Here is a 22,328-nt window from a genome sequence, read left to right on the forward strand (position 1 = left end):
ACGCTCGCGGTGCTTTTTTGTTCGCCCCGCCGCGGCAGCGGCTCATGTGACTGTCGCCCGCGCGGCGACAGCAGGCGCATCGCGGTCGTGTGCGGCCCGGCGGTCGCGCGTGCGACGCTCGCGGTGCTTTTTTGTTCGCCCCGCCGCGGCAGCGGCTCATGTGACTGTCGCCCGCGCGGCGACAGCAGGCGCATCGCGGTCGTGTGCGGCCCGGCGGCCGCGCGTGCGACGCTCACAGTGCCTCCCCCGTTCTGCGGTCCTGCGGCTCCCGCGGCCCCTTCTGGCGCGGGACCAGGACCTCGGCCGCGGCCTGCTGGTAGCGCAGCACCGCCGCTTCGGCGGCGCGCAGGTCGCAGGGCGCGCTCCACAGCATCCGGCGCGCCGTGTCGTACCGCTCCATCAGCAGCGGGTCCTCGGCCATGCCGTGGCGCGCGACCTTCGCCTTGTACGCGTCCAGACGGCCGCGCAGCTCGGCGCGCACCGCCAGCGGCGCGGTCACCGCGGTCAGCGATTCCCGGGCCCGCAGCAGCTCGTCGTCGGCGCGCTCCTCCAGGGACTCCAGCAGCGGGGAGAGCCGGTGCCACTGGGCGCGCCTGCGGTATTCGGCCGCAGTCACCAGCTGCTCCTGCAGCACGGTCGGCGGGCCGCTGACCGCCGGCACCTCGGATGCCGCGATCTTGGCCAGCACCTCGCCGCGCGCCTGCCGCGCCTCGGCGAGGGTGCGGTCCGCGCGGGAGAGGACGTCGCGCAGTCGCATCAGCCGCCGCTCCGCGTCCTGCCGCACGTCGAGGACCGCCTCGATCTCGCGCCGTACGTCCTCCAGGGCGCGGGCCGCGGCGTCGTAGCGGGTGGTGTCGGGGCGGCCGCCGCCGGGCGCGGAGCTCGGCGAGGCGCCGGACCAGAAGGCGAGCGGGTCGGAGACGACCTCGGCGCGCAGCGAGGTCAGCTCCGCGGTGATCCGCTCCAGGTCGTCCCCGGAGGGGTGCTCGCCGGGGCGCACCCCGACGGAGTGGGCGAGGGAGCGGGTGCGGCGCAGCTCGGCGGAGAGCATGTCGATACGGGCGGGCAGCGCGGACCATACGGCGTCGGCCGTGACGATGACATCGAGGGCCTCGGCGTACCAGCGGTTCATCCGGTCGACCAGCGCGTCCAGCGTCAGCTGCTCGCTGAGCAGCGGCGAGCCGGTGAGCGAGGCGCTGCTGGGCAGCGTGATGCCGGGGCCGCGCAGCACCTCGGCGAGCTCGGCCAGTTCGCCGGGCGTGGACCAGCGGTGGCGGGAGCGCACCTCACGGGCGGACCGCAGCGCGTCCGTGTAGGCGTCGAAGTACGTCCACAGCAAGGAGATGGCCTGCTCGGTGGTGGCCCACCGGTCCTTGGTGACGCCGGTCAGCTCGGCGCCTTCGAGGAGTCTGCGGCCGGCGTGGTCCTGGAGGGCGAGCAGCGAGGACTCGATCGCCTCGTGTTCGGCGCCGAGCTTCGCCAGCATGCGGTCCACCTCCTCGCGGCCCATGACCGGCTTGTCGGGCTCCCCCGCGGAACTGGGGACGGGTCCCGTGCCCCCCATCGATCACCTCTCCGTGTCCGTGCCGTGTGACCTGCGTGATCCGTATTCGCTCATCCCTACTGCGTGCACGTGCTGCGTGCATCCCTACGCGCGCCGGCCAGGCGCTAATCCTCAGCCGCTCATCCTCGGCCGCTCATCCTTGGCTACTCCTTGTATGTGGGAGCCGGTGCCGCCGGATTCTCCTCCGTCCTGCCGAGATCTTCGGCGAGCCACTTGCGGTAGGCCCGCATCCAGGGGCTGTTGTCACCGCCGGAGCGGTATCCCTCCAGCACCTTGTTGACCCGGCGTACCAGGTCCTTGTCGTTCTTGTTCATCGCCACGCCGTAGAACTCCTCGGTGAACGGCTTGCCGACGAGCTTGACGGACGGGTCCTGGGCCGCCTGCCCGGCCGCCAGGGCGTTGTCCGTGATCACGGCGTCGACCTGGCCGAGCTGCAGTCTGACCAGGCAGTCGAGCTGGTTGGGCACCGGGTCGACCTTGATCGCGCCCAGGTCCTTGGCGCCGCCCTTCTCCTTGTCCAGCTCGGCTTCGGCGGTGGAACCCTTCGCCGTGCAGACCCTCTTGCCGCGCAGCGAGGTGTTGTACCCGGTGACGGAGGAGCCCTCGGGGACCAGCACCTGCTGGCCGGCCTTGAAGTAGGCGGTGGAGAAGGCGACGTCCTTGAGGCGGTCGCAGTTGATGGTCATGGTGCGGACGACGATGTCCACCTTGCCCTGCTGCAAGGCCTTGATCCGCTGGCTGGTGGGGATGGCGCGGTAGATGACCGCGTCCGGGTCGCCGAAGATGTCCTTGGCGATGGCGCGCACCAGATCGATGTCGAAGCCGGTGAGGTCGCCGGTGGCCGGGTCGCGGTAGCCCCAGCGGTAGCTGTTCTGGTCCACCCCGGCGATCAGCTTGCCCAGCTTGTGGCCGTCGACCTCGCGGTTCTTGATGCGCTGTATGGCCGGGCCGCTCGCGCTCGACGGCCGCAGGCTGGCCTCCGGCCGGACGCACTTCTCCGCGGTGGTGGCCGCTGTGGTCCGCGCGGCCCGCGGGTGCACCCCGGTCCCGCCGCCGCGCCCGCTTCCGGTCCCGTCGCCCTGGTCGTCCAGCGCCGCGGGCACGAAGATCGCCGTGGCCGCTCCCAGGGCGCAGACGGCCGCCGCAGCACCCGATCGCACCGCTCGCATCCTCAGGCCCCCCATCGCACTCACCGGTACTCCGACAGCCGGCGGCCTATGCCCAGCAGCGCGGCCGCCGCGCCCAGCGCGGCCAGCACCCCGGCCCCGAGCGCCAGCCCGGTCAGCGCGCCGCGCCCGTCGTCCGCCGCCCGCTTGAACTCCCGCTGCTCGTGGGCCAGGGCCTTCGCCAGCAGCTCGTCGACCTTGTCGAAGGACTCGCCCGTACTGGTACTGCCCTCGCCGCCGATGACCTTCGCCCGCGCGTCCTTGTAGTTGCCCGCGTCGTCGGCGGCGCGGGCGGCCTTGTGGCGCACTTGCCACTCCCGTACGTGCGTGATGGCCTCGTCCACCGGGGCTCGGCCCTCGTCGTCGTCCGCGAGGTCCCGCGCCCGGGCCAGCAGGCTGCCGGGGGCGGCCCGGGCCTTGTCGCCGCCCGCGATGCTTCCGGCGTCGGTGCCGTCGTCGCCTATGAGGCCGGACATCTGCTCGGCATAGCCCACCTCGTAGGCGTCCTTGTCCTTGTCCTTGCCTTCCTTGTCGACGACGACCGCGCCGCGCGCGACCAGCGTCAGGTTCTCGTCGCCACGGGCGCGCAGCGAGTCGATCCGGGCCTCGTTGAGCACATGCAGGGACTTGGCCCCGTGGTCATTGGAGTCGTTCAGCGCGGAGCGGGCGAGGCCGTGGCCGACCGCCAGCCACACCAGCGCCACCGCCGAGGCGGCCGCCGAGGCGAGCAGCCCGCGGTTGAACACCCGGTTGGTGCGCAGAAAGTCGCGGCGCTGGGCCCAGCCCAGGGCGGCCAGCGCGGCGACGCCGATGCCGATCGCCGCCCATGGCCAGGACGTCGCCTCCTCGTAGTCCGCGCCGAGCCGCGCGGTCTCGGCCTGGTACAGCCGCCCGGCGGCGGGCAGCAGCCGCTGCCGCATGGTGTCGTTGGCATACCGCAGATAGGCGCCGCCCAGCGGCAGCCCCTGGCGGTTGTTGGCGCGCGCGGACTCGACCAGGCCCGTGTAGACCGGCAGGAGTTCGTTGATCCGGCGTATCTCCTCGCGGGCGGTGGCCGAGCCGTCGGTGTTGGCCGCGGCCCGCACCAGCAGCTTGGAGGCCCGGTCGATGTCCGCCTCGTACCGCCTGCGCACCTCGGTCGGCTCCTGCCCGCCGGCCAGGAACGCGCTCGCCGCGGTGGTGTCGGCGTCGGCGAGGGAGCGATAGATGCTCGCCGCGTCGGCGCTCAGCGGCTGGCTGTGCTCGACCACCGCGTCCGCCGCGGTCTGCCGGTCGGAGACCTGCCAGGCCGTCACCGCGCCGAACGCCACCACCAGCGCCGCGAGCACGGCTCCGATGACGTGCAGCCGCCCCGGCTCGGTCGTCGCCGCGGCCCTAGCCCGCTCGGCGCCTTCCCGCCACGCGGCCCGCCGCCGCCCCGACGACGCGGACGCGGCCGCTGCTCCGGCCGCGCCGGTGGTCGGCGGGTATGCCACGAGACCTCCCCCTCGGTCCTGACCCCTTAAAACACTGTCGACGGCCCGTCGCCCGGTGCGGCGGGGGACAGGTATCCGGGCAGCAGTATGGACGCAGCCGCTGACGAGCACACCGGTCGTGCCCGGATCTTGGCCCGATCGCGATCTTCGCCTCTGGGCCGTCGGCCCCGGGGGTGTCCGCGTCGTCCTCCTTCTCCCAACTTCTCATACGCTTCTCGGCGCGTTTCGGTTCCCAATAACCCGCCGCGACCTGGAAAGTCGGGGACTTCAGCCCCGGGCGTAGTGCGCGCGCAGCCTGGCGTACGCGGCCGCGGGCGCGCCCATGCGGTCCAGACCCAGCAGGGCGGCTCCGAGCACGGGCGGCGCGGTGATCACCCTCGGCTCGGCCTTGGGCGCGCGCTCGGCGAGCAGCTCGCGGACCCGGTCGTCCAGCAGCGGGTGGCGCGCCGCGAGCACGCCGCCGCCGAGGACCACCGGCGTCTGTTCACCGAGCAGTTCGAGACGGGTCAGGGCGACCGTGGCCATGGTGACCACCTCCTCCGCCTGCCGGGCGACGATGGCGCGCGCGATCTCATCGCCCGAGTCGGCCACCGCGAAGAGCCGCGGGGCCAGCTCATGGCGCCGCGCCGGGGCGATCCGCCCCAGGTGGAGCGCCTCGATCAGGTCGTACATGGTGGCCAGGCCGAAGTGCTCGGGCAGGGCGCGGGCCAGAGCGGTCGGCGCGCCGCGGCCGTCCTCCGCGCGCGCCGCCCACCACATCGCCTCCTTCGACAGATCGCCGCCGCCGCCCCAGTCACCGGAGATCCGGCCGATGGCGGGGAACCGCGCGGTGCGGCCGCCGTGGCCCAGGCCCGCGCAGTTGATGCCCGCGCCGCAGACGACGGCGACGCCGGTCGGCGCGCCGTCGTCCGCGACCCCGGCCCGCAGCAGCCCGAAGGTGTCGTTGGCGACCGTGACGGTCGCCCCCCAGCCCTGGGCCGCCAGCAGCGGCGTCACCTGCTCCTCCTCGGCCGGGAGATCCACATTGGCCAGGCAGGCCGCGACATGCTCGGCCCGCGGCGGCCCGTCGAACCCCGCGGCCCGCGCCGCCCGTGTCACCAGCGGGGCGAGCGAGGCCACGGCGGCCTCGGCGCCCACGACGGGCGGCTGGAAGCCGCCGCCGCGCGCGGTGCCGAGGACCGCCCCGTCCGGGCCGACCAGGGCCACGTCGGTCTTGCTGTTGCCCGCGTCGACCGCCAGGACGGACGCGCGCGGTGGGTGGGCTGTCGACTCCTGGGACTGCTTCAGGCCCACGCCAGGTGCTCCCGGTTGTGTGCGATGAGGGTGTCGGTCAGCTTGTCGGCGTATTCGATCTGGCCGATCAGGGGGTGGGCCAGCAGGGCGTCGAAGACCCGCTCGCGGCCGCCCTTCAACGCCGCCTCCAGCGCCAGTTTCTCGTACGCGGTGACATGGGCGACCAGCCCCGCGTAAAGGGGTTCCAGGGGGCTCACCGGCAGCGGGCTCGCGCCGCGCGCGTCCACGGCCGCGGGGACCTCGATCACCGCGTCGTCCGGCAGGAAGGGCAACGTGCCCTGGTTGAAGGTGTTGACGATGCGCACCTCGCCAGTGTCCCGCAGCAGGGACGAGGTCAGATCGACCGCCGCCTCCGAGTAGAAGGCGCCGCCGCGCTTGCCCAGCAACTCGGGTTTCTCGTCGAGCGCCGGGTCGGCGTACATCTGCAGCAACCGCCGTTCGATCGCCGCGACCTCGGCCGCCCGCGAGGGCTTGGCCCCTTCTCCCGAAATGGGCAGCAGCTCCCGTACGACCGCGTCGTGCTGGTAGAAGTAGCGCAGATAGTACGAGGGGACCACGCCGAGGCGGTCGAGCAGCGCGCGCGGCATCCGCAGATGCTCAGCGATCGCGTCGCCGTGCTCGGCCAGCAGCCTGGGCAGCACGTCCGCGCCGTCCGGGCCGCCGAGCCGCACCGCGCGCTCCCAGGTGAGGTGGTTGAGGCCCACGTGGTCCAGCGACACCTCGTCCGGGGCCACGCCCAGCAGCTTCGCGAACCTCCGCTGGAAGCCGATCGCGACATTGCACAGCCCGACCGCCCGGTGCCCTGCCGTCAGCAGCGCGCGGGTCACGATGCCGACGGGGTTGGTGAAGTCAACGATCCACGCGTCGGGGTTGCGGCGGCGCACCCGCTCGGCGATGTCCAGCACCACCGGGACCGTGCGCAGCGCCTTGGCGAGCCCGCCCGCGCCGGTGGTCTCCTGCCCGACGCAGCCGCACTCCAACGGCCAGGTCTCGTCCTGGTCGCGGGTGGCCTGCCCGCCGACGCGCAGCTGCAGCAGGACCGCGTCCGCGCCGTCCACGCCCGCGTCCAGGTCGTCGGTCCAGGAGATCCGGCCGGGGTGGCCCTGCTTGGCGAAGATCCTCCGCGCCAGCCCGCCGACCAGCTCCAGCCGGTCGGCGGCCGGGTCGACCAGGACCAGCTCCTCCATCGGCAGCACATCCCGCAAGCGGGCGAATCCGTCGACGAGTTCGGGGGTGTAGGTGGAACCGCCACCCACCACTGAGAGCTTCAACCCTTGACTGCTTCCTTGTCATTGCTCGAGCTGAGCATGTGTCGGATAGTTCGCTCTCCGCACCGGCAGATGAGCCAGGTTCTGCGAGTAGGCGATACGGGTGACCTTCACCAGCCACCGCCAGTAAGCCTGTCTTGCAACGTCCTCTCGCAGCGGCACAGTCCGTCCAGGCGGCGCGGGAAAGTGCACACCATCGTCGGGCCCCGCTCGATCGTGTCCCAATGAGGAGCTTCTCCTGTCGATGTGACGTCTACGAGGCACGCCGCGCGGACCGGCGGCGTGTCGGGACGTCAGGCGGTGTCGAAGACGGTGTGACGGGCATCGGCGAGCGCCGTCTGCAGCGCGCCGATGAGAATCGGATCCCCCTCGATGGAGCTGATCCGCAAGCGCGGCCGGGGCAGCGCGAGTCCGGTCATCTCGGCCTCGACCAGTTCGCGCAGCCGCTCCCCGCCGGCCTGGGCGACCTGCCCGGAGAGGACCACCAGCTCCGGGTCGACCACCGCCACGACCGAGGCGAGCCCGGTGGCCAGCCGGCGGGCCAGCTCGGTGAGGACGGCGTCGCCCGCGCCGGGCGTGCGCAGCGCGGCGGCGAGCGCCTTGGTGGCGGTGGGCGCCTCGATGCCGTGCTCCCGGGCCAGTTCGACCACGGCGGGGGAGCCGACCAGCTTCTGAAAGCCCCCGCCCGCGTCCGGCCGGGCGGCGCTGTCGTCCCCGCCGCGCGCGAGCGGAGCCCCCGGCAGCGGCATATAGCCGATCTCCCCGGCGCCGCCGGTCGCCCCGCGCAGCAGGGTGCCGCCGAGCACGATGGCCGCACCGACACCCTCGTCGGCCCAGACCAGCGCGAAGTCGTCGAAGTCCTGCGCGGTGCCATGGTGCTGCTCGGCGACGGCCGCGAGGTTGACGTCGTTCTCGATCACCAGGGGCGTGCCCAGCACCTCGGCCAGCTCGTCCCGCATGGTGCGGGACTGCCAGCCCGGCAGGTGGGGTGCGTAACGCAGCACCCCGGTGTGCGGGTCGAGCGCGCCGGGGGTGCCGATCACCGTCTGCCGCAGCTCGCCCCGGGTGAGCCCGGCGGCGGCCAGCGCGCCGTCCACGGCCTCGGCGACGAGCTCGCCGGTGCGGTTGCGCACCGACTCGGCGGTCGCCTCGGCGTTCACCCGGTGCTCGCCGAGGATCCGGCCGGTGATGTCGGCGACGGCGGCGGTGATGCCCTCCTGGTCGACGGCGAGCGCCGCGACATGGGCGGCGGCCGGGTCGATCTCGTACAGCTGGGCGTTGGGCCCCGGTCGGCCGGTGACGTTCCCGGTCGTCCGGACCAGTCCCGCGGCCTCCAGGCGGGTCAGTAGCTGGGAGGCGGTGGGCTTGGAGAGCCCGGTCAGCTCACCGAGCCGGGTCCTGGTCAGCGGCCCGTGTGCGACCAGCAGTTCCAGCGCGGCCCGGTCGTTCATGGCGCGCAGCACGCGCGGCGTCCCCGGAGTGCCTGATGCCGCCATGGTGGGTGCCCCCGTATCGCTCGAGCGTCTCTGTTAAGAAACCTTCCTATTGATGAACAGCAAGGTAAAGGGCGGGGTCGCGAGGCGTCAATGGGTGCGGCCGGGCCGAGGCCGGAGCCGAGGGTTCCTCCACCGGTGGTCCAGTGGGGCGTGTCACGGTCGCGGGCAATCGAGAGAACGGGGAGCCATGAAAACAACCCCACGAGGGCCGCTCGTGGTGCTCGTCGCCGTGCTGCTCGCGGTCGCCGCCGGGGCGGGCGGCGCGAGGGCCGCGTCGGGCGGCGCGGGCAGGGCGGACGCTCCGGGTGGGGCGGGCGGCGCGGGCGCGGCGTCGGCGGCGCTCACACAGGCCGGGGGCGGCCGGGACGCAGCCCGGGCCGAGGCCGCCGAAGCGGTACGGGCCTACTGGACGCCGGAGCGGATGCGGCACGCCGCATACCAGGGCGGCGGCCTGACCCGGGGCGCCACGGAGCACGCCCAGCGGCAGCTCGCGGCTCCCGCCACCGAGCCCACTGTCGAGCCCGGCTCCGTACCCCCGGCCGCGGCGAGCAGCCCGGGGGCGCCCGCCGCCGACGCCGAGATCCCGATCCGCGTCGGGCGGATCCTGTACGTCGATCCGTTCGACGGCAAGGACAAGGCCTGTGACGGCAACGCGCTGAACAGCGGCTCGCGCCGACTGGTGGTCACCTCCGGCAGCTGTGTGTACAGCCGGGCCGCGCACGCCTGGATGAACAACTGGGTCTTCATTCCCGGCTACTTCAGGGGGAGCGCGCCCTACGGCAAGTTCGTCGGCGACTGGGGATACACGTTCAACGCGTGGATCAACGACGGCGATATGAACTATGACTTCGGGCTGGCCACCACCCACCCCAACGAGTCCGGCCAACGGCTCGTCGACAGGGTCGGCGGCGACGGGTTCGCCTGGAACCAGCCCAGGGAAGAGTTCGTGAGCGCCAACGGATACTCCGTCAACGGGCAGATCCCCTCCGGGTGCGGCGGCTACACCCGCCCAGCCTCCTTCGGGGGCATCGAGCTGCCCTGCGCCCCGTCGGACGGCGGACTCTCCCGCGGCGGCCGCTGGCTGATGGACGTCGACCCCGACACCACCCTCGGCCACGTCAACGGCGTGACGAGCATCCACCAGCCCAGCGGCTGGCTCCAGAGCCCCTACGTCAACACCGAGTTCAGGGACTTCTACTACCGGGTCGCCGACAGCTGACCCACGGCTGACGTCCTCCACACCGGAATCGAGGAACCATCATGCGGGCTCCCAGGACCCTGAAGACACTCGCCGTCCGCGCCGCGCTCGCGGTGGGCACGGCCCTCGCGGTCTCCACCACCCTCCTCGTCCCCGCCACCCAGGCCGCGGCGGCGCCCGCGGCCGCCGTGCGGGCGGCCGCCGGGCCCACGCTGATCAGCTACGACATCCAGTCCAAGACCCTCACCGGCAGCGGCTTCCTGCCCAGCCACCGGGTGTGGGTCAGGACCGCCGTCTCGGGTTCGGTGCCGACCTGCGGCACCGTCACCCTCTCCGACCTCCGCACCAGCCCCACGCTGCTGCAGACCACCTCCGACCCGTCCGGGAACATCTCCGTCCCGGTGGACCCCAAGGCCACGCTGCCGCCGCTGCTGGTCTGTCCGAACCCGATCGTCTACCTCTACGGGGCCTATCCGGGCGAACTCGTCCACTTCAGCGCCCACGACGAGCGCTATGAGAACGGCCGTCTGGTCTGGAGCAACACGCTGACCGTCACGGCCTGAGGCGCTGCACAAGCCCGAGCCACCCACAGAGAGACTCCGCACGCACAGCCGCGCGACCACCGCGGCTGTGCGTGTGGCCGCTTCTCGGCTACTTCTGAACGGGCGGGGTGGCCGGCGGCGGGATCGGGGTGGTGGCCAGGGACTGCGGGGAGTCCGGGTTGGACAGGACCGACGGTGGCGCGACGGCCGCCCCGGCGATGGCGGCATCCTCGGGCTGCAGATCCGGGTCCAGGGGGCGGCCGACCATGCGGACCCCCGCCTCGTCCAGCGCCTTCTTGATCCGCCACCGCAGCTCGCGCTCGACGCCGAGCGCCTTGCCCGGCATGGTCCGGGCCGACACCTTCACGACCATGGAGTCCAGGTAGACGGCGTCCAGCCCGAGCACCTCGACCGGCTCCCACAGCCGCTCGTTCCAGGGCTCTTCCTTCGCCATGTCCACGCCGACCTGCGTGATCAGTGCGCGGACCTCGTCCAAGTCCTCGTCCGCGCGGATCTGGACCTCCACGCCGGCCGTGGCCCAGCCCTGGCTGAGGTTGCCGATCCGCTTGACCTCGCCGTTGCGTACGTACCAGATCTCGCCGTTGTCGCCGCGCAGCTTGGTGACGCGCAGCCCGACCTCGATCACCTCGCCGGAGGCCACCCCGGCGTCGATCGAGTCGCCGACCCCGTACTGGTCCTCCAGGATCATGAACACGCCGGACAGAAAGTCGGTGACCAGGTTGCGGGCGCCGAAACCGATGGCCACACCCGCGACACCGGCGCTGGCCAGCAGCGGCGCCAGGTTGATCTCCAGCGTCGCAAGGATCATCAGCGCCGCGGTGCCCAGGATCAGGAACGAAGCGACGGAGCGCAGCACCGAGCCGATCGCCGCGGACCGCTGGCGCCGCCGTTCGGCGTTGACCAGCAGGCCGGCCAGCGCGGTGCCGTCCACGGCCTGGGCGGTGCGGTTCATGCGCTCTATCAGCTTGGTGATCGCGCGTCGCACGACGGACCGCAGCACAAACGCGATCACCAGGATCAGGGCGATGCGCAGCCCGATGCTGAGCCAGGTGGACCAGTTCTCCTCCACCCAGCCCGCGGCGTTGGTGGCGCTCTGCTGCGCGTCCTTCAGCGTGGTGGGAGGAGGCGTGGCGTCTGCGGCCGGAGCAGCGGACCAGAACACAGGGAAACCCTTCATGTGCGACATGCCCGCACGGAGGACCGCGCGGGCAACCCCTCACACAGTAGCCGGGCCCAGGAATGTGCCGTTCCTGTGTTCGAGAGCGCGTGAGGGCGTCGAGGGGGCGTACAAGAGCGGGGTGAGGGCGTCAGCGCAGCGGTTTCCGCCGCGAGGCCCGGGCGGCCCGTGATTCTCGCCACTTCCAGGAGTGTCCGCGGGCCCGGACGGCCGCCGGATTCCGCTCTTCCGGCGGTATGCGCGCGGTACGCGGAAATGCCTCTCAACCGTTAACCCGGTGATGGTGGCGTTCCAGCCAGGGTTCAGGGGAAACTGGGGGAGATCGTCCCGGCGCGAGCCACGCGCCGCCGGCGTACAAGGAGGCATCCGTGCCGCATGTCCTGGTCCTCAACGCGTCGTACGAGCCGCTCGGCGTCGTACCGCTCCGCCGCGCGCTCGTACTCGTCCTCAATGACAAGGCCGTCAGCCTTGAGGACTCAGGCGCCCTGATGCACAGCGCGACTCATGTCATACCCGCACCCAGCGTGGTCCGCCTGAAGCGATTCGTCCGGGTGCCCTACCGGGGCCCCGTCCCCCTCACCCGCCGTGCCCTGTTCGCCCGCGATGGCGGGCGATGTGCGTACTGCGGTGGCGTGGCGACCAGCGTCGACCACGTCATCCCCCGCAGTCGCGGCGGCCAGCACACGTGGGAGAACGTGGTCGCCGCGTGTCGTCGCTGCAACCATGTCAAAGCCGACCGCCATGTCGCGGAGATCGGCTGGCGGCTGCGCCATCAGCCGGCGCCGCCGTCGGGCCTCGCCTGGCGGATCATCGGCACAGGGCATAGGGACCCGCGCTGGCTGCCATACCTGCAGCCGTACGGCGCGGAGGACGCCATGGCCCGGATCGACGGCAAATCTGCCTGAGACCCGGGCCATCGTCATGTCTGTGTGTCTGCGCGGTGTGAGCGCAGCGGTCCGCGGACAGTGGCCCCCGCGGCGGAGCGGGGGCCACGCGCGGCTCTGCGCCGGATAGGGCCCACGTCATACGGCCCGCGCCGCGGGCGGGCCCGTGTCAGCGCGTGTCAGCCCGTGTCAGCCTGTGTCACCGCGTACGCCGCCACCGACCACAGGGAGTAGCCGAAGCGGGTGGCGCGCTCGGCGCCCTGGATGCGGATGAAGCGGGTGCCGGGGGCGTCCATCCGGACGCTCTCGTGCCCGCCACGGCCGTCGGAGACGGTCGCCGCCGTGCGCCAGGTGCGGCCGTCGGCCGAGACCTGGACGCGGTAGCGGGTGGCGTAGGCGTCCTGCCAGTGCAGATCGAGCCGGCCGACCCGGGCCGGGCGGGCGAGCTCCAGCTGCAGCCAGGCGCCGTCGTCGGCGGGGGAGGACCAGCGGGTGGCGGGGTCGCCGTCGATCGCGGCCGAGGCCGGGAAGTCGGCGGTCTCATCGGCCGACGACGTCGCCTTCGTACCGTCCGCGCGGGCCAGGTCCGGGCCGCCGGCGGGCGGGAAGGCCCGTACGGTCAGCACGCTCTCCTGCGAGCCGAAGCGCACCGGGACGGTGAACGTCCCCGCTTTGGTTCCGGCCGGGACCGAAACCTCGATCCGGGCGGTCGCGGTGCTTCCGCGCGGGGCGGTCACCGCCTTGTCGGCCTTGACACGGATGCCGCGCGGCGCGTGGACGGTCAACTTGCCGTGGATGTCCTCGGGGCGGCGGGGGGTGACGCGGGCCTCGACGACGACTGCCCGGCCGCCGGTCTCCGCGTCGACGACGCCCCGGGACAGCCGCAGTTCGGCGGCCGGGGTGTCGGCGAACCAAGGGGTGATCTCGTGCACGTCGGGCGGTGTCGCGCCCGCCTCCCAGGCCAGCCGCACCGCGTCGGCCCGTATGCCACGGCCCGGGAGCTGGGTCCAGCCGCTGCCGGAGACCGCGCCGAGCCGCCGCCAGCCCTCGCCCGGGACATGCGCCCAGACAGTGCCGGGCGAGGCGGCCGCGCGGCCGGTGAGGGCGGAGACGGCGGTGAGCGGGCGGGCGTGGTCGAAGCGCACCGTGACCGGGCCGGCCGGGGCCAGCGAGGTCGCCGCGTCGCCGTCGGCGGCGGCGCGCTGGGCCTTGGAGGTGTGCAGCGACTCCCGGCCCGCGCCGTCCAGGCCCGCCCAGGTGTCGGCCCGGGCGAGGGCCTCCTTCAGGAAGGGGCCCAGGACGCCCTTGCCCACGGTCACCCGGCTCTCCGCGATCTCCTCGCGCAGCTCCTGCACCGCGGTACGGGCCGACCAGCTCGCCGCTCCGTCGCCGCGCGCCTGCGCGGTGAGCATGTCCACGGCCCGCACCCCGGCGTCGCCGTAGTGCCCCAATTGGTCGAGCCAGGGGCCCAGTTCGCGGCCCAGGGTCGCGTCGAGCCGGTCGGGGGCGTCCCGCATCGTGGTGAAGGCCGAGCGCAGTCGGTCCGCGGCCCGGTCGAGCTGCTGCCCCTCGCCCTTGGACAGCGCCGTCCAGAACGCCTCGATCAGTGGGCGCAGATACGCGGACTCCTCGCCGCCGAGGACCGAGGACGCGTCGTTTCCGGCGAGCGCGCGCAGGGCCGCGCGGGTGCGGGGGTCGGGTCCGGCCAGGTCGTCGACGGCCGCCCGCCAGGATTCCCGGGGGCGGTAGCCGCGCGGGTTCCAGGCGAAGTCGGCGGCGGTGAACAGCGCGATACGGGAGGCGGCCGGCTGCTCCATGGCGTTGGCGAGCAGCCCCGCGGACTGGGTGGCGACGGCCGGGTCGCGCCCGGTGTACGGGCCGAGGAAGACCCGGTCCTGGGCGTAGTCGTTGACCGGGTAGTTGTCCATGGTGACCAGCGCGTGGCCGAACGCGGCCCGGGCGCCGGCCAGTTCGCTGCCGGTGATGGTCTTGGGCACCACCCCGACGCCGGTCCAGGCGATCTCCACGCCGGGGTCGACCCGGTCGGCCAGCGCGCGCCGGAAGTCGGTGTCGCCGTCCTGGTAGTACTCGGTCGGCAGCAAGGAGAGCGGGGCCGCGTCCGGATGGCGCGCGGCCAGATGCCGGGCGACCACGCCTGCGACCTCGGCCTGCGCCTTCGCCGCCGCCTCGGGGCCGGAGCCGAAGGTGTCGGCGTCCGCCCCGCAGTGCCACTCGCTGTAGCTGACGTCCTGGAACTGGAGTTGGAAGGCGCGCACCCCGAGCGCCCACATGGCGTCCACCTTGCGCAGCAGCGCCCTGCGGTCGTCGGCCGAGGAGAAACACAGCTCCTGGCCGGGGGAGACCGCCCAGCCGAGGGTGACGTGGTTGCGGCGGGCCCGGTCGGTCAGCTCCCGGAACTCCTCGCGCCGCTCGGCGGGGTACGGGTCGCGCCAGCGGGCCTGGCGGTAGGGGTCGTCGCCGGGGGCGTAGAGGTAGCGGTTCTGCTTCGTACGGCCCATGAAGTCGAGCTGGGCGAGCCGGTCCTGGTGGGACCAGGGCTCGCCGTAGAAGCCCTCGGTGGTGCCGCGCACCGCGGCCGCGGGCCAGTCGCGCACGGTCACCCCCGGGAAGCCGCCCGCGCCGTGCGCGGGCCGGACCAGGAGTTGGCGCAGCGTCTGGACGGCGTGGAAGAGGCCGTCCGGGCCGACGCCGGACAGCGCGACCGTCGGCGCCCCGGCCGCCTGGCCGGCCGCCAGGCGGTAGCCGCCGGAGGGCAGGTCACCGCGCTCGGGCGCGCCAAGGGCGCGCAGCGCGCTCTGCGCGCCCCGCCCGCCGACGCGCACCACCAGCCCGCCCGCCAGCGGCATCCCCTTGGGCAGGGGCTCGGTGGCCTCGTTGACGACGCGCGCCCCGGCGTCGTGCAGCAGGGCGCGCAGCGCGTCCAGCGCGTACGGGTCGGAGTCGGCGTCGGCTACGAGCGTGACCTCCTTGCCCACGCTCACGTTGGATCCCTGGGCGCGCAGCGACTGTGGGCGCGGCCATACGGGCGGCACGCCGCTGTCGCTGTCGCGGTCCGTCGTCGAGGTGCCGGGGGTGCCGTGATCCCCGGGTGCGGCGGCCGCGCCCGGCGCGCCGCCCAGCAGCCCGCCGATGACGGCGGCGGCCATGGCCGTGGCGCCGGCCGCCCTCGATGTTCGTCCTCGGCTTCCCCGTAACTGCACGGGCTTCTCCTCGATACGGACTGGTGGTTCGCCTAGGTGCAGCCCTGACAGGCGCCGAGCCCACCATCGCGCGTGTGAGGGTGTCAACGGCGGTGACCGAAGTGCCGGTAATGCCATGGTGTGTGGTGTGACGAGATGAGCGCTGGGGTAGGGGCGGCCCCGGTGGTGGCCGGGGCGTGGGCCGTGACCGTCGAAAGTCTGACGCCAGAATGTCGGGTTGGTCAGTAAGCTATGTGCCTCGGACCCCTTACGGCCGTCAAATCGCCTGCTTCAGGGGAATGTGACCTGAGGCACGTCAGGGGGCCGGTTACGTCTGCGATCGCCTCCAGTGGGTAGGCCAGCCCTGTCCCACTGCCGACACCCCACGGAGGCCCGTGTGGCCGCGTCAGCTCAGCTTCTGCTCTCCGCTCTCTCCAAACCTGTGACCGAAACCGTTTCCGGACCGGGGGAGCCCGACCCGTTCGCCGGCGTCTCCCACCCCGACTGCGGCCTGTGCGGCCTGGAGGGATCCGGCTCCGGTCTGCACGCGGAGGTGCCGCTGACCAGCGAGCCCGCGCCCGCCGACATCGCCCCCCTGACCAGCGAGCCCCCGCTCGCCGCCGAACCTCCGCTGACGAGTGAGCCGACCACCGCCGGGTTCGGCGCCGGGGCGGGCATGGGGCCGATGGAGTTCTGAATGGAGTCCTGATGGGCAGAGCGCTCCTCGCCGAGCTGCACGGCGTCGCCACCTCGTACGAGCCCGCCCCCGGCCGCGCCGTGCGAGTGCCCGACGACACCGTCGTCGCGGTGCTCGCCGCGCTCGGCGTGGACGCCTCGACCCCTGACTCCGTGCAGGCCGCCCTGGAGCGGCACGAGCGCGAGGAGCGTGCCCGTCTGCTGCCGCCCTGCGTGGTGGTGCGCCCCGGCCGGCCGCCACGGCTGCGGCTGCCCGAGGGCACCGCGCTGCGGGTGGTGACCGAGGACGGCGTGGCGCTCGACTGGCTGCCCGGTGCCGACGGCTCGGCGGCCTCCGCGCTCCCCCTGGGCAGCCACACCGTGCACGCCCACGCCCCCGACGGCGGCTCGGCCACCGCCACCCTGATCGTCACCCCCGACCGGATGCCGGTCCCCCCGGCGCGCAGCCACGGCTTCCTCGTCCAGCTGTACTCGCTGCTGTCCGCCCGCTCCTGGGGGATGGGCGACCTCGGCGACCTGGCCGACCTCGCCGCCTGGTCGGGCCGGGCGCTGGGCGCCGGGTTCGTCCAGCTCAACCCGCTGCACGCGGCCGTGCCCGGCACGCCCGCCGAGCCCACCGACCCCTCCCCGTACCGCCCCTCCTCGCGCCGCTTCCCCGACCCGGTCCATCTGCGGGTCGAGGCGGTCCCCGAGTACGCCCAGCTGCGCGGCCCCGCCCGCGAGCGCGTCGACCAGCTGCTGGAGCGGGCCGCCGCGCTGCGCACCGCCGTGCTCCACGAGGGCGCGCTGATCGACCGGGACGCGGTGTGGACGCTCAAGCGGGAGGCCCTGGAACTGGTGCGGACCGTGCCGCTCAGCCCCGGCCGCCGGGCCGCCTACTGCGACTTCCTGGCCGAGGCGGGCCAGGCTCTCGAGGACCACGCCATCTGGAGCGCGCTCGCCGAGATCCACGGCCCCACCTGGCGCGCCTGGCCAAACGGCCTGACCGACCCCCGGTCCGCCGCGGTCGCCCGCGCCCGGGGCGAGCACCTGGACCGGGCCGACTTCCACTGCTGGCTCGCCTGGCTGACGGACGGGCAGCTGGCCGCCGCCCAGCGCGCCGCGCTCGACGCCGGGATGGCCATCGGCCTGGTGCACGACCTGGCGGTCGGGGTGCACCCGTCGGGCGCCGACGCGTGGGCGCTGCGGGACGTCTTCGCGTCCGGGATGTCGATCGGCGCGCCGCCGGACGCGTTCAACTCCCGCGGCCAGGACTGGGGGCTGCCGCCGTGGCGGCCGGACGCCCTGGCCGCCACGGGCTACGCCGTCTACCGCGACCTGCTGCGCGGGCTGCTGCGGCACGCGGGCGCGCTGCGCATCGACCATGTGATGGGCCTGTTCCGGCTGTGGTGGGTGCCGGAGGGGCGGGAGCCGACCGAGGGCTGTTACGTCCGCTACGACGCGGAGGCCATGCTCGGCGTGCTCGCGCTGGAGGCGCACCGCGCCGGGGCGGCGGTCATCGGCGAGGACCTGGGCACGGTGGAGCCAGGGGTGCGGGAGGCGCTGGCCGGGCGGGGGGTGCTGGGTACGTCGGTGCTGTGGTTCGAGCGGCACTACAACGGCGAAGGCGGCGGCAACGGCGGAGACAGCGGGGACAGCGGGGGCCACGGGGACAGCGGGGGCGGCGTGAGCGAGCAGCCCGGGGGCGCCGCGTCCGCCCGCGCCCGTCCGCTGGCGCCCGAGGAGTGGCGCGCCGACTGCCTGGCCACCGTCACCACCCACGACCTGCCGAGCACCGCCGCCCGGCTCACCGGCGGCCATGTCGAGCTGCGGCACCGGCTCGGCCTGCTCACCCGCCCGCTGGAGCGCGAGCGGGCCAAGGACGCGGTGGAGGTCGCGGAGTGGTTGGCGCTGCTGGGGCGGCTGGGGCTGCTGCCGGAGGGGCCGGGCGACGAGGAGGCGGCCGTCAAGGCGGTCCACCGCTTTCTGCTGCGCACCCCGGCGAGGCTGGTCGGCGTATGGCTGCCGGACACGGTGGGGGACCGGCGTCCGCAGAACCTCCCCGGAACCTGGGTCGAGTACCCGAACTGGCGGCTGCCCATCGCGGACGCGACCGGCCGCCCCGTATCGCTGGAGGACCTGGTCGCCTCGCCGCGGCTGCATGCCCTGATGGGCGAGGTGGCGCGGGTGACGCGGGTGGCGCGGCACGGGGGCGTGGCCGGGGGACGGGGCAAGCCCACCCCGGGCACGCGGGGCGCGAGGGCGTCCGATACCGTGAGTCCGTGAGCAACAAGGTCAAAAAGAACGCCGTTCGCGCCGGTGCCGTCATCGCCGCGACGACGGCGATGCTGATGGTGTCGTCCCCCGCGTTCGCGTACCGCGACGACGGTGACGACCCGGGTCCGGGCCTGAGCGTCGCCGAGACGCTGGGCCTCTACGTCGTCGCTCCCCTCGTGCTTTTCGTCGTGATCGCCGGTCTGGTGATGCTCGGCGACAAGACGCGCAAGCGCAGTGACTGACATGACCTGACACGATCTGACACAGAGGACGCCGTGACGAGGGCGCCCCCGGCTGGATGCCGGAGGGCGCCCTCGTCGCGTTTTACCGGCGCGTACCCACCCATTTATTTTCGCTTTAACCTACGGTGTCGTAACCTACGGAGCCGTAAGTCAAACCTACGGCGCCGTAGGCTGAGCAACGCACGACGTCCCCCAGGAGCCACTGTGACCCTCGCCCCAACCCTCCGTCATGGTCAGGCCGTATGGAGCGACAGCCGTCTGCTGTTCGCGCTCGAAGAGGTCGTCGAGGTGGAGCTCAACCGGCATCTGAAGGCCGCCAAGGAGTGGATGCCGCACGAGTACGTGCCGTGGAGCGACGGCCGCAACTTCGACGGCGTGATGGGCGGCGAGGCGTGGGCGCCCGAGCAGTCCAAGGTCAGCGACGTGGGCCGGATCGCGCTCGTGGTCAATCTGCTCACCGAGGACAACCTGCCCAGCTACCACCACGAGATCGCCACGGTCTTCGGCCGCGACGGCGCGTGGGGCACCTGGGTGCACCGGTGGACGGCGGAGGAGGGCCGGCACGGCATCGTCATGCGTGACTACCTGCTGACCAGCCGCGCGGTCGACCCGGTCGAGCTGGAGCGGTTCCGGATGACGCACATGGGCGAGGGGTTCCAGTCGGACAACAGCCACAGCATGCTGCACTCCATCGCGTACGTGGCCTTCCAGGAGCTCGCCACCCGTATATCTCACCGCAACACCGGCCACCACTCCGGCGACCCGGTCTGCGACCGGATGCTCGTCCGCATCGCGACCGACGAGAACCTGCACATGGTCTTCTACCGGAATCTGCTGGCGAAGGCGTTTGAACTGGCGCCCGACCAGACCATGTGCGCCGTCCGTGACGTGGTAGTCGGTTTCCGCATGCCCGGACACGGCATCCCCGGGTTCGAGCGGGCCGCCGCGCAGATGGCCATCGGCGGCATCTACAACCTGCGCATCCACCACGACGACGTGCTGCAGCCCGTGCTGCGCTTCCTCAAGGTGCTGGAGATCTCCGGGCTCACGGGCGAGGGGCTCAAGGCGCAGGAGGAGCTGGGGCTGTACATGGGGGGCCTGGACGCCCAGGCCACCAAGTTCGACGAGCGGCGCGAGGCGCTGCTCGCCCGCCGCGCGGCCCGCGCCGAGCGCGTCTGACGCGCGGGGCCAGACGCGGGGGCGCCCCGGACCGGGCCGGTCCGGGGCGCCCTCGTACGTGCCGTCAGCCCGCCCGCGTGCCGTCAGCCCGCGGCGGCCGCGTCCACCGCCTGCGCCCTGAGCGCGCGCTCGACGCCCGCGCGGCACTCGGTGACCAGGCGGCGCAGCGCCGCGCTGGGCTCGGCGGAGGCCAGCCAGGCGTCGGTCGCGTCCAGCGTCGCCTGCGAGATCTGCACGGTCGGGTAGAGGCCGATCGCGATCTGCTGCGCCATCTCGTGGCTGCGGCTGTCCCAGGCGCCCTTGACCGCGGCGAAGTACTTCTCGGTGTACGGGGCCAGCAGCTCCCGCTGGTCGGTCTGGACGAAGCCGCGGATCACCGCCTCCTGCACCGCGTTCGGCAGCTTGTCGGCCTCCACGACCGACGCCCACGCCTCGGCCTTCGCCTCCGGCGTCGGCCGCGCGGCGCGCGCGGTGGCCGCGTGGCGCTCGCCCGCCGAGGTGCGGTCCCGCTCCAGCTCCGTGTCGATCGACGCCCCGTCGGCCCGGCCGGTCGCGGCGAGCCGCTCCAGGAACGCCCAGCGCAGTTCGGTGTCGACGGCCAGACCCTCGATGGTCTCGGTGCCCGCCAGCAGCCCCGAGAGCAGGTCGAGCTGTTCGTCGGTGCGGGCGGTGTCGGCGAACGCCCGCGCCCAGGCCAGCTGGTGGTCGCTGCGGGGCGCGGCGGCCCGCAGGTGGTCCGCGGTGGCCTCGGTCCACTTCGCCAGGCCCGTCGCGCGCCACTCGGGGGCCGCGTACAGGTCGAGGGCCAGCTTGGCCTGGCGCTGCAGCGACTGGACGACGCCGATGTCCGACTCCTTGGCGATGCCGGACAGCACCAGGGAGAGGTAGTCGCGGGTGGCCAGCTCGCCGTCGCGGGTCATGTCCCAGGCCGAGGCCCAGCACAGGGCGCGCGGCAGGGAGGCCTCGAAGTCGCCCAGATGCTCGGTGACCACGGCCAGCGAGTCGGTGTCGAGACGCACCTTCGCGTACGACAGGTCGTCGTCGTTGAGCAGGATCACGGCCGGGCGCTTGCGTCCGGCGACGGCGGACACGGGGGTCAGCTCGCCGTCCACGTCGACCTCGATCCGGTCGCTGCGCACCAGCTTGCCGGTGGCGTCGAGGTCGTACAGGCCGATCGCGATGCGGTGCGGGCGCAGCAAAGGCTCGCCCTTGGCGCCGGGCGGCAGCGCCGGGGCCTCCTGCCGCACCGCGAAGGAGGTGATGGTGCCGGAGGCGTCGGTCGCGATCTCCGGGCGCAGGACGTTGATCCCCGCCGTCTCCAGCCACGCCTTCGACCAGGTCTTCAGGTCCCGGCCGCTGGTCTCCTCGAGCGCGCCGAGCAGGTCGGACAGCCGGGTGTTCTTGTAGGCATGGCGCTTGAAGTACGCCTGCACGCCCTTGAAGAACTCCTCCTCGCCGACGTAGGCGACCAGCTGCTTGAGGACGGAGGCGCCCTTCGCGTAGGTGATGCCGTCGAAGTTGACCATGACGTCGTCCAGGTCGCGGATCTCGGCCATGATCGGGTGGGTGGACGGCAGCTGGTCCTGGCGGTAGGCCCAGGTCTTCATCGAGTTGGCGAAGGTGGTCCAGGCGTGCGGCCACCTGCTGCCCGGCGCGGAGGCCTGGCAGGCGATGGAGGTGAAGGTGGCGAACGACTCGTTCAGCCACAGGTCGTTCCACCACTCCATGGTCACCAGGTCGCCGAACCACATGTGGGCCAGCTCGTGGAGGATGGTCTCGGCGCGCGTCTCATAGGCCGCGTCCGTGACCTTGGAGCGGAAGACGTACTGGTCGCGGATGGTGACCGCGCCCGCGTTCTCCATCGCGCCCGCGTTGAACTCCGGCACGAACAGCTGGTCGTACTTGGCGAAGGGGTAGGCGTAGTCGAACTTCTCCTGGAACCAGTCGAAGCCCTGCCGGGTCACCTCGAAGATCGCGTCCGAGTCCAGGAACTCGGCGAGCGAGGGGCGGCAGTAGATGCCCAGCGGCACCGACCGCCCCTCGCCCTCCCAGCTGCTGTGCACGCTGTGGTACGGCCCCACGATCAGCGCGGTGATGTACGTCGAGATGCGCGGCGTCGGATCGAAGCGCCAGACGTTGTCCTTGGGCTGGGGCGTCGGCGAGTTGGAGATCACCGTCCACCCCTCGGGCGCCGTCACGGTGAACTGGAACGTGGCCTTCAGGTCCGGCTGCTCGAAGCTCGCGAAGACCCGGCGCGCGTCCGGCACCTCGAACTGCGTGTAGAGGTAGGCCTGCTGGTCGACCGGGTCCACAAAGCGGTGCAGGCCCTCGCCGGTGTTGGTGTACGCGCAGTCCGCGACGACCCTCAGCTCGTTGTGCCCCTCCTGCAGGCCGCCCAGCGCGATCCGGGAGTCCGCGAAGACCTCGGCCGGGTCCAGCTCGTACCCGTTGAGCACCACCTCGTGCACGGTGGGCGCCACCAGGTCGATGAAGGAATCGCCCGCCTCGGCCGCGTCGAAGCGCACCGAGGTGATCGACCGGAAGGTGCCGCCCTCCTGCGCTCCGGAGAGATCGAGCTCGATCTCGTACGAGTCGACGGTCAGCAGGCGCGCCCGCCGCTGCGCCTCTTCGCGGGTCAGGTTCGTTCCAGGCACCTGGGCATCTCCTTCGA

General features: G+C 73.1%; 17 protein-coding genes. 7 read left to right on the plus strand and 10 right to left on the minus strand.

Going from position 1 to position 22,328, the window contains the following annotated elements; all coding sequences use genetic code 11:
• The 7 genes from PV419_RS00235 to PV419_RS00265 form a co-directional block, all read right to left on the minus strand.
• The coding region (locus PV419_RS00235; protein ID WP_319685546.1) for a hypothetical protein at nt 1-236 on the minus strand (236 nt) is incomplete at its 3' end.
• The gene (locus PV419_RS00240) at nt 233-1,564 is read right to left on the minus strand and encodes a hypothetical protein (protein WP_319685547.1); all 1,332 of its coding nucleotides are present in this window, start codon (nt 1,562-1,564) and stop codon (nt 233-235) included. The genes PV419_RS00240 and PV419_RS00235, both read right to left, overlap by 4 nt.
• Nucleotides 1,565-1,707: 143 nt before the next feature.
• Complete coding sequence (locus tag PV419_RS00245) at nt 1,708-2,733, minus strand: glutamate ABC transporter substrate-binding protein (RefSeq protein ID WP_415925199.1); 1,026 nt, start codon at nt 2,731-2,733, stop codon at nt 1,708-1,710.
• A gap of 20 nt (nt 2,734-2,753) precedes the next feature.
• Nucleotides 2,754-4,205, minus strand: a complete 1,452-nt coding sequence (locus PV419_RS00250; protein WP_319685548.1) for a hypothetical protein — start codon at nt 4,203-4,205, stop codon at nt 2,754-2,756.
• 267 nt (nt 4,206-4,472) lie between these two features.
• Entirely contained in the window at nt 4,473-5,498 is a 1,026-nt protein-coding gene (locus tag PV419_RS00255; RefSeq protein ID WP_319685549.1) for an N-acetylglucosamine kinase, read from the minus strand.
• Nucleotides 5,489-6,769 carry a 6-phospho-beta-glucosidase gene (locus PV419_RS00260; RefSeq protein WP_319685550.1) on the minus strand — a complete coding sequence of 427 codons (1,281 nt, stop codon included), beginning with the start codon at nt 6,767-6,769 and terminating at the stop codon, nt 5,489-5,491. The genes PV419_RS00255 and PV419_RS00260 overlap by 10 nt, the downstream gene beginning before the upstream one ends.
• Before the next feature lie 290 nt (nt 6,770-7,059).
• On the minus strand, nt 7,060-8,262 hold the full coding sequence (locus PV419_RS00265) for an ROK family transcriptional regulator (protein WP_319685551.1): 1,203 nt from the start codon (nt 8,260-8,262) through the stop codon (nt 7,060-7,062).
• Nucleotides 8,263-8,449: 187 nt separating this feature from the next.
• On the opposite strand from PV419_RS00265, the gene PV419_RS00270 reads away from it, so the two are divergent.
• Together PV419_RS00270 and PV419_RS00275 are read left to right on the plus strand one after the other, a co-directional pair.
• Complete coding sequence (locus tag PV419_RS00270; RefSeq protein ID WP_319685552.1) at nt 8,450-9,481, plus strand: hypothetical protein; 1,032 nt, start codon at nt 8,450-8,452, stop codon at nt 9,479-9,481.
• Between the two features lie 41 nt (nt 9,482-9,522).
• Nucleotides 9,523-10,023, plus strand: a complete 501-nt coding sequence (locus PV419_RS00275) for a hypothetical protein (RefSeq protein ID WP_319685553.1) — start codon at nt 9,523-9,525, stop codon at nt 10,021-10,023.
• Between the two features lie 88 nt (nt 10,024-10,111).
• On the opposite strand, the gene PV419_RS00280 is transcribed toward PV419_RS00275, so the two are convergent.
• Nucleotides 10,112-11,209, minus strand: a complete 1,098-nt coding sequence (locus tag PV419_RS00280) for a mechanosensitive ion channel family protein (protein ID WP_319685554.1) — start codon at nt 11,207-11,209, stop codon at nt 10,112-10,114.
• Between the two features lie 359 nt (nt 11,210-11,568).
• On the opposite strand from PV419_RS00280, the gene PV419_RS00285 reads away from it, so the two are divergent.
• The gene (locus tag PV419_RS00285) at nt 11,569-12,105 is read left to right on the plus strand and encodes an HNH endonuclease (protein ID WP_319685555.1); all 537 of its coding nucleotides are present in this window, start codon (nt 11,569-11,571) and stop codon (nt 12,103-12,105) included.
• A gap of 158 nt (nt 12,106-12,263) precedes the next feature.
• Here the strand turns inward: PV419_RS00285 and PV419_RS00290 are convergent, their stop codons facing one another.
• Nucleotides 12,264-15,251: a beta-N-acetylglucosaminidase domain-containing protein gene (locus PV419_RS00290; RefSeq protein ID WP_319686180.1), complete on the minus strand. Its 2,988-nt coding sequence runs from the start codon at nt 15,249-15,251 to the stop codon at nt 12,264-12,266.
• 430 nt (nt 15,252-15,681) lie between these two features.
• On the opposite strand from PV419_RS00290, the gene PV419_RS00295 reads away from it, so the two are divergent.
• From PV419_RS00295 to PV419_RS00310, 4 genes are all read left to right on the plus strand, one after another.
• A complete protein-coding gene (locus tag PV419_RS00295; RefSeq protein ID WP_319685556.1) occupies nt 15,682-15,981 on the plus strand; it encodes a hypothetical protein in 300 nt (99 codons plus the stop codon).
• Nucleotides 15,982-15,992: 11 nt separating this feature from the next.
• Nucleotides 15,993-18,245: a 4-alpha-glucanotransferase gene (malQ, locus tag PV419_RS00300; protein WP_319685557.1), complete on the plus strand. Its 2,253-nt coding sequence runs from the start codon at nt 15,993-15,995 to the stop codon at nt 18,243-18,245.
• A complete protein-coding gene (locus PV419_RS00305) occupies nt 18,242-18,478 on the plus strand; it encodes a hypothetical protein (protein ID WP_319685558.1) in 237 nt (78 codons plus the stop codon). The genes malQ and PV419_RS00305 overlap by 4 nt, the downstream gene beginning before the upstream one ends.
• A 204-nt stretch (nt 18,479-18,682) precedes the next feature.
• Nucleotides 18,683-19,657 carry an acyl-ACP desaturase gene (locus PV419_RS00310; RefSeq protein ID WP_319685559.1) on the plus strand — a complete coding sequence of 325 codons (975 nt, stop codon included), beginning with the start codon at nt 18,683-18,685 and terminating at the stop codon, nt 19,655-19,657.
• 83 nt (nt 19,658-19,740) lie between these two features.
• On the opposite strand, the gene pepN is transcribed toward PV419_RS00310, so the two are convergent.
• Complete coding sequence (pepN, locus tag PV419_RS00315; protein ID WP_319685560.1) at nt 19,741-22,311, minus strand: aminopeptidase N; 2,571 nt, start codon at nt 22,309-22,311, stop codon at nt 19,741-19,743.
• Nucleotides 22,312-22,328 lie beyond the last annotated feature (17 nt).

The sequence above is a fragment of the Streptomyces sp. ME19-01-6 genome (assembly GCF_033793745.1).
Classification (GTDB): Bacteria; Actinomycetota; Actinomycetes; order Streptomycetales; family Streptomycetaceae; genus Streptomyces.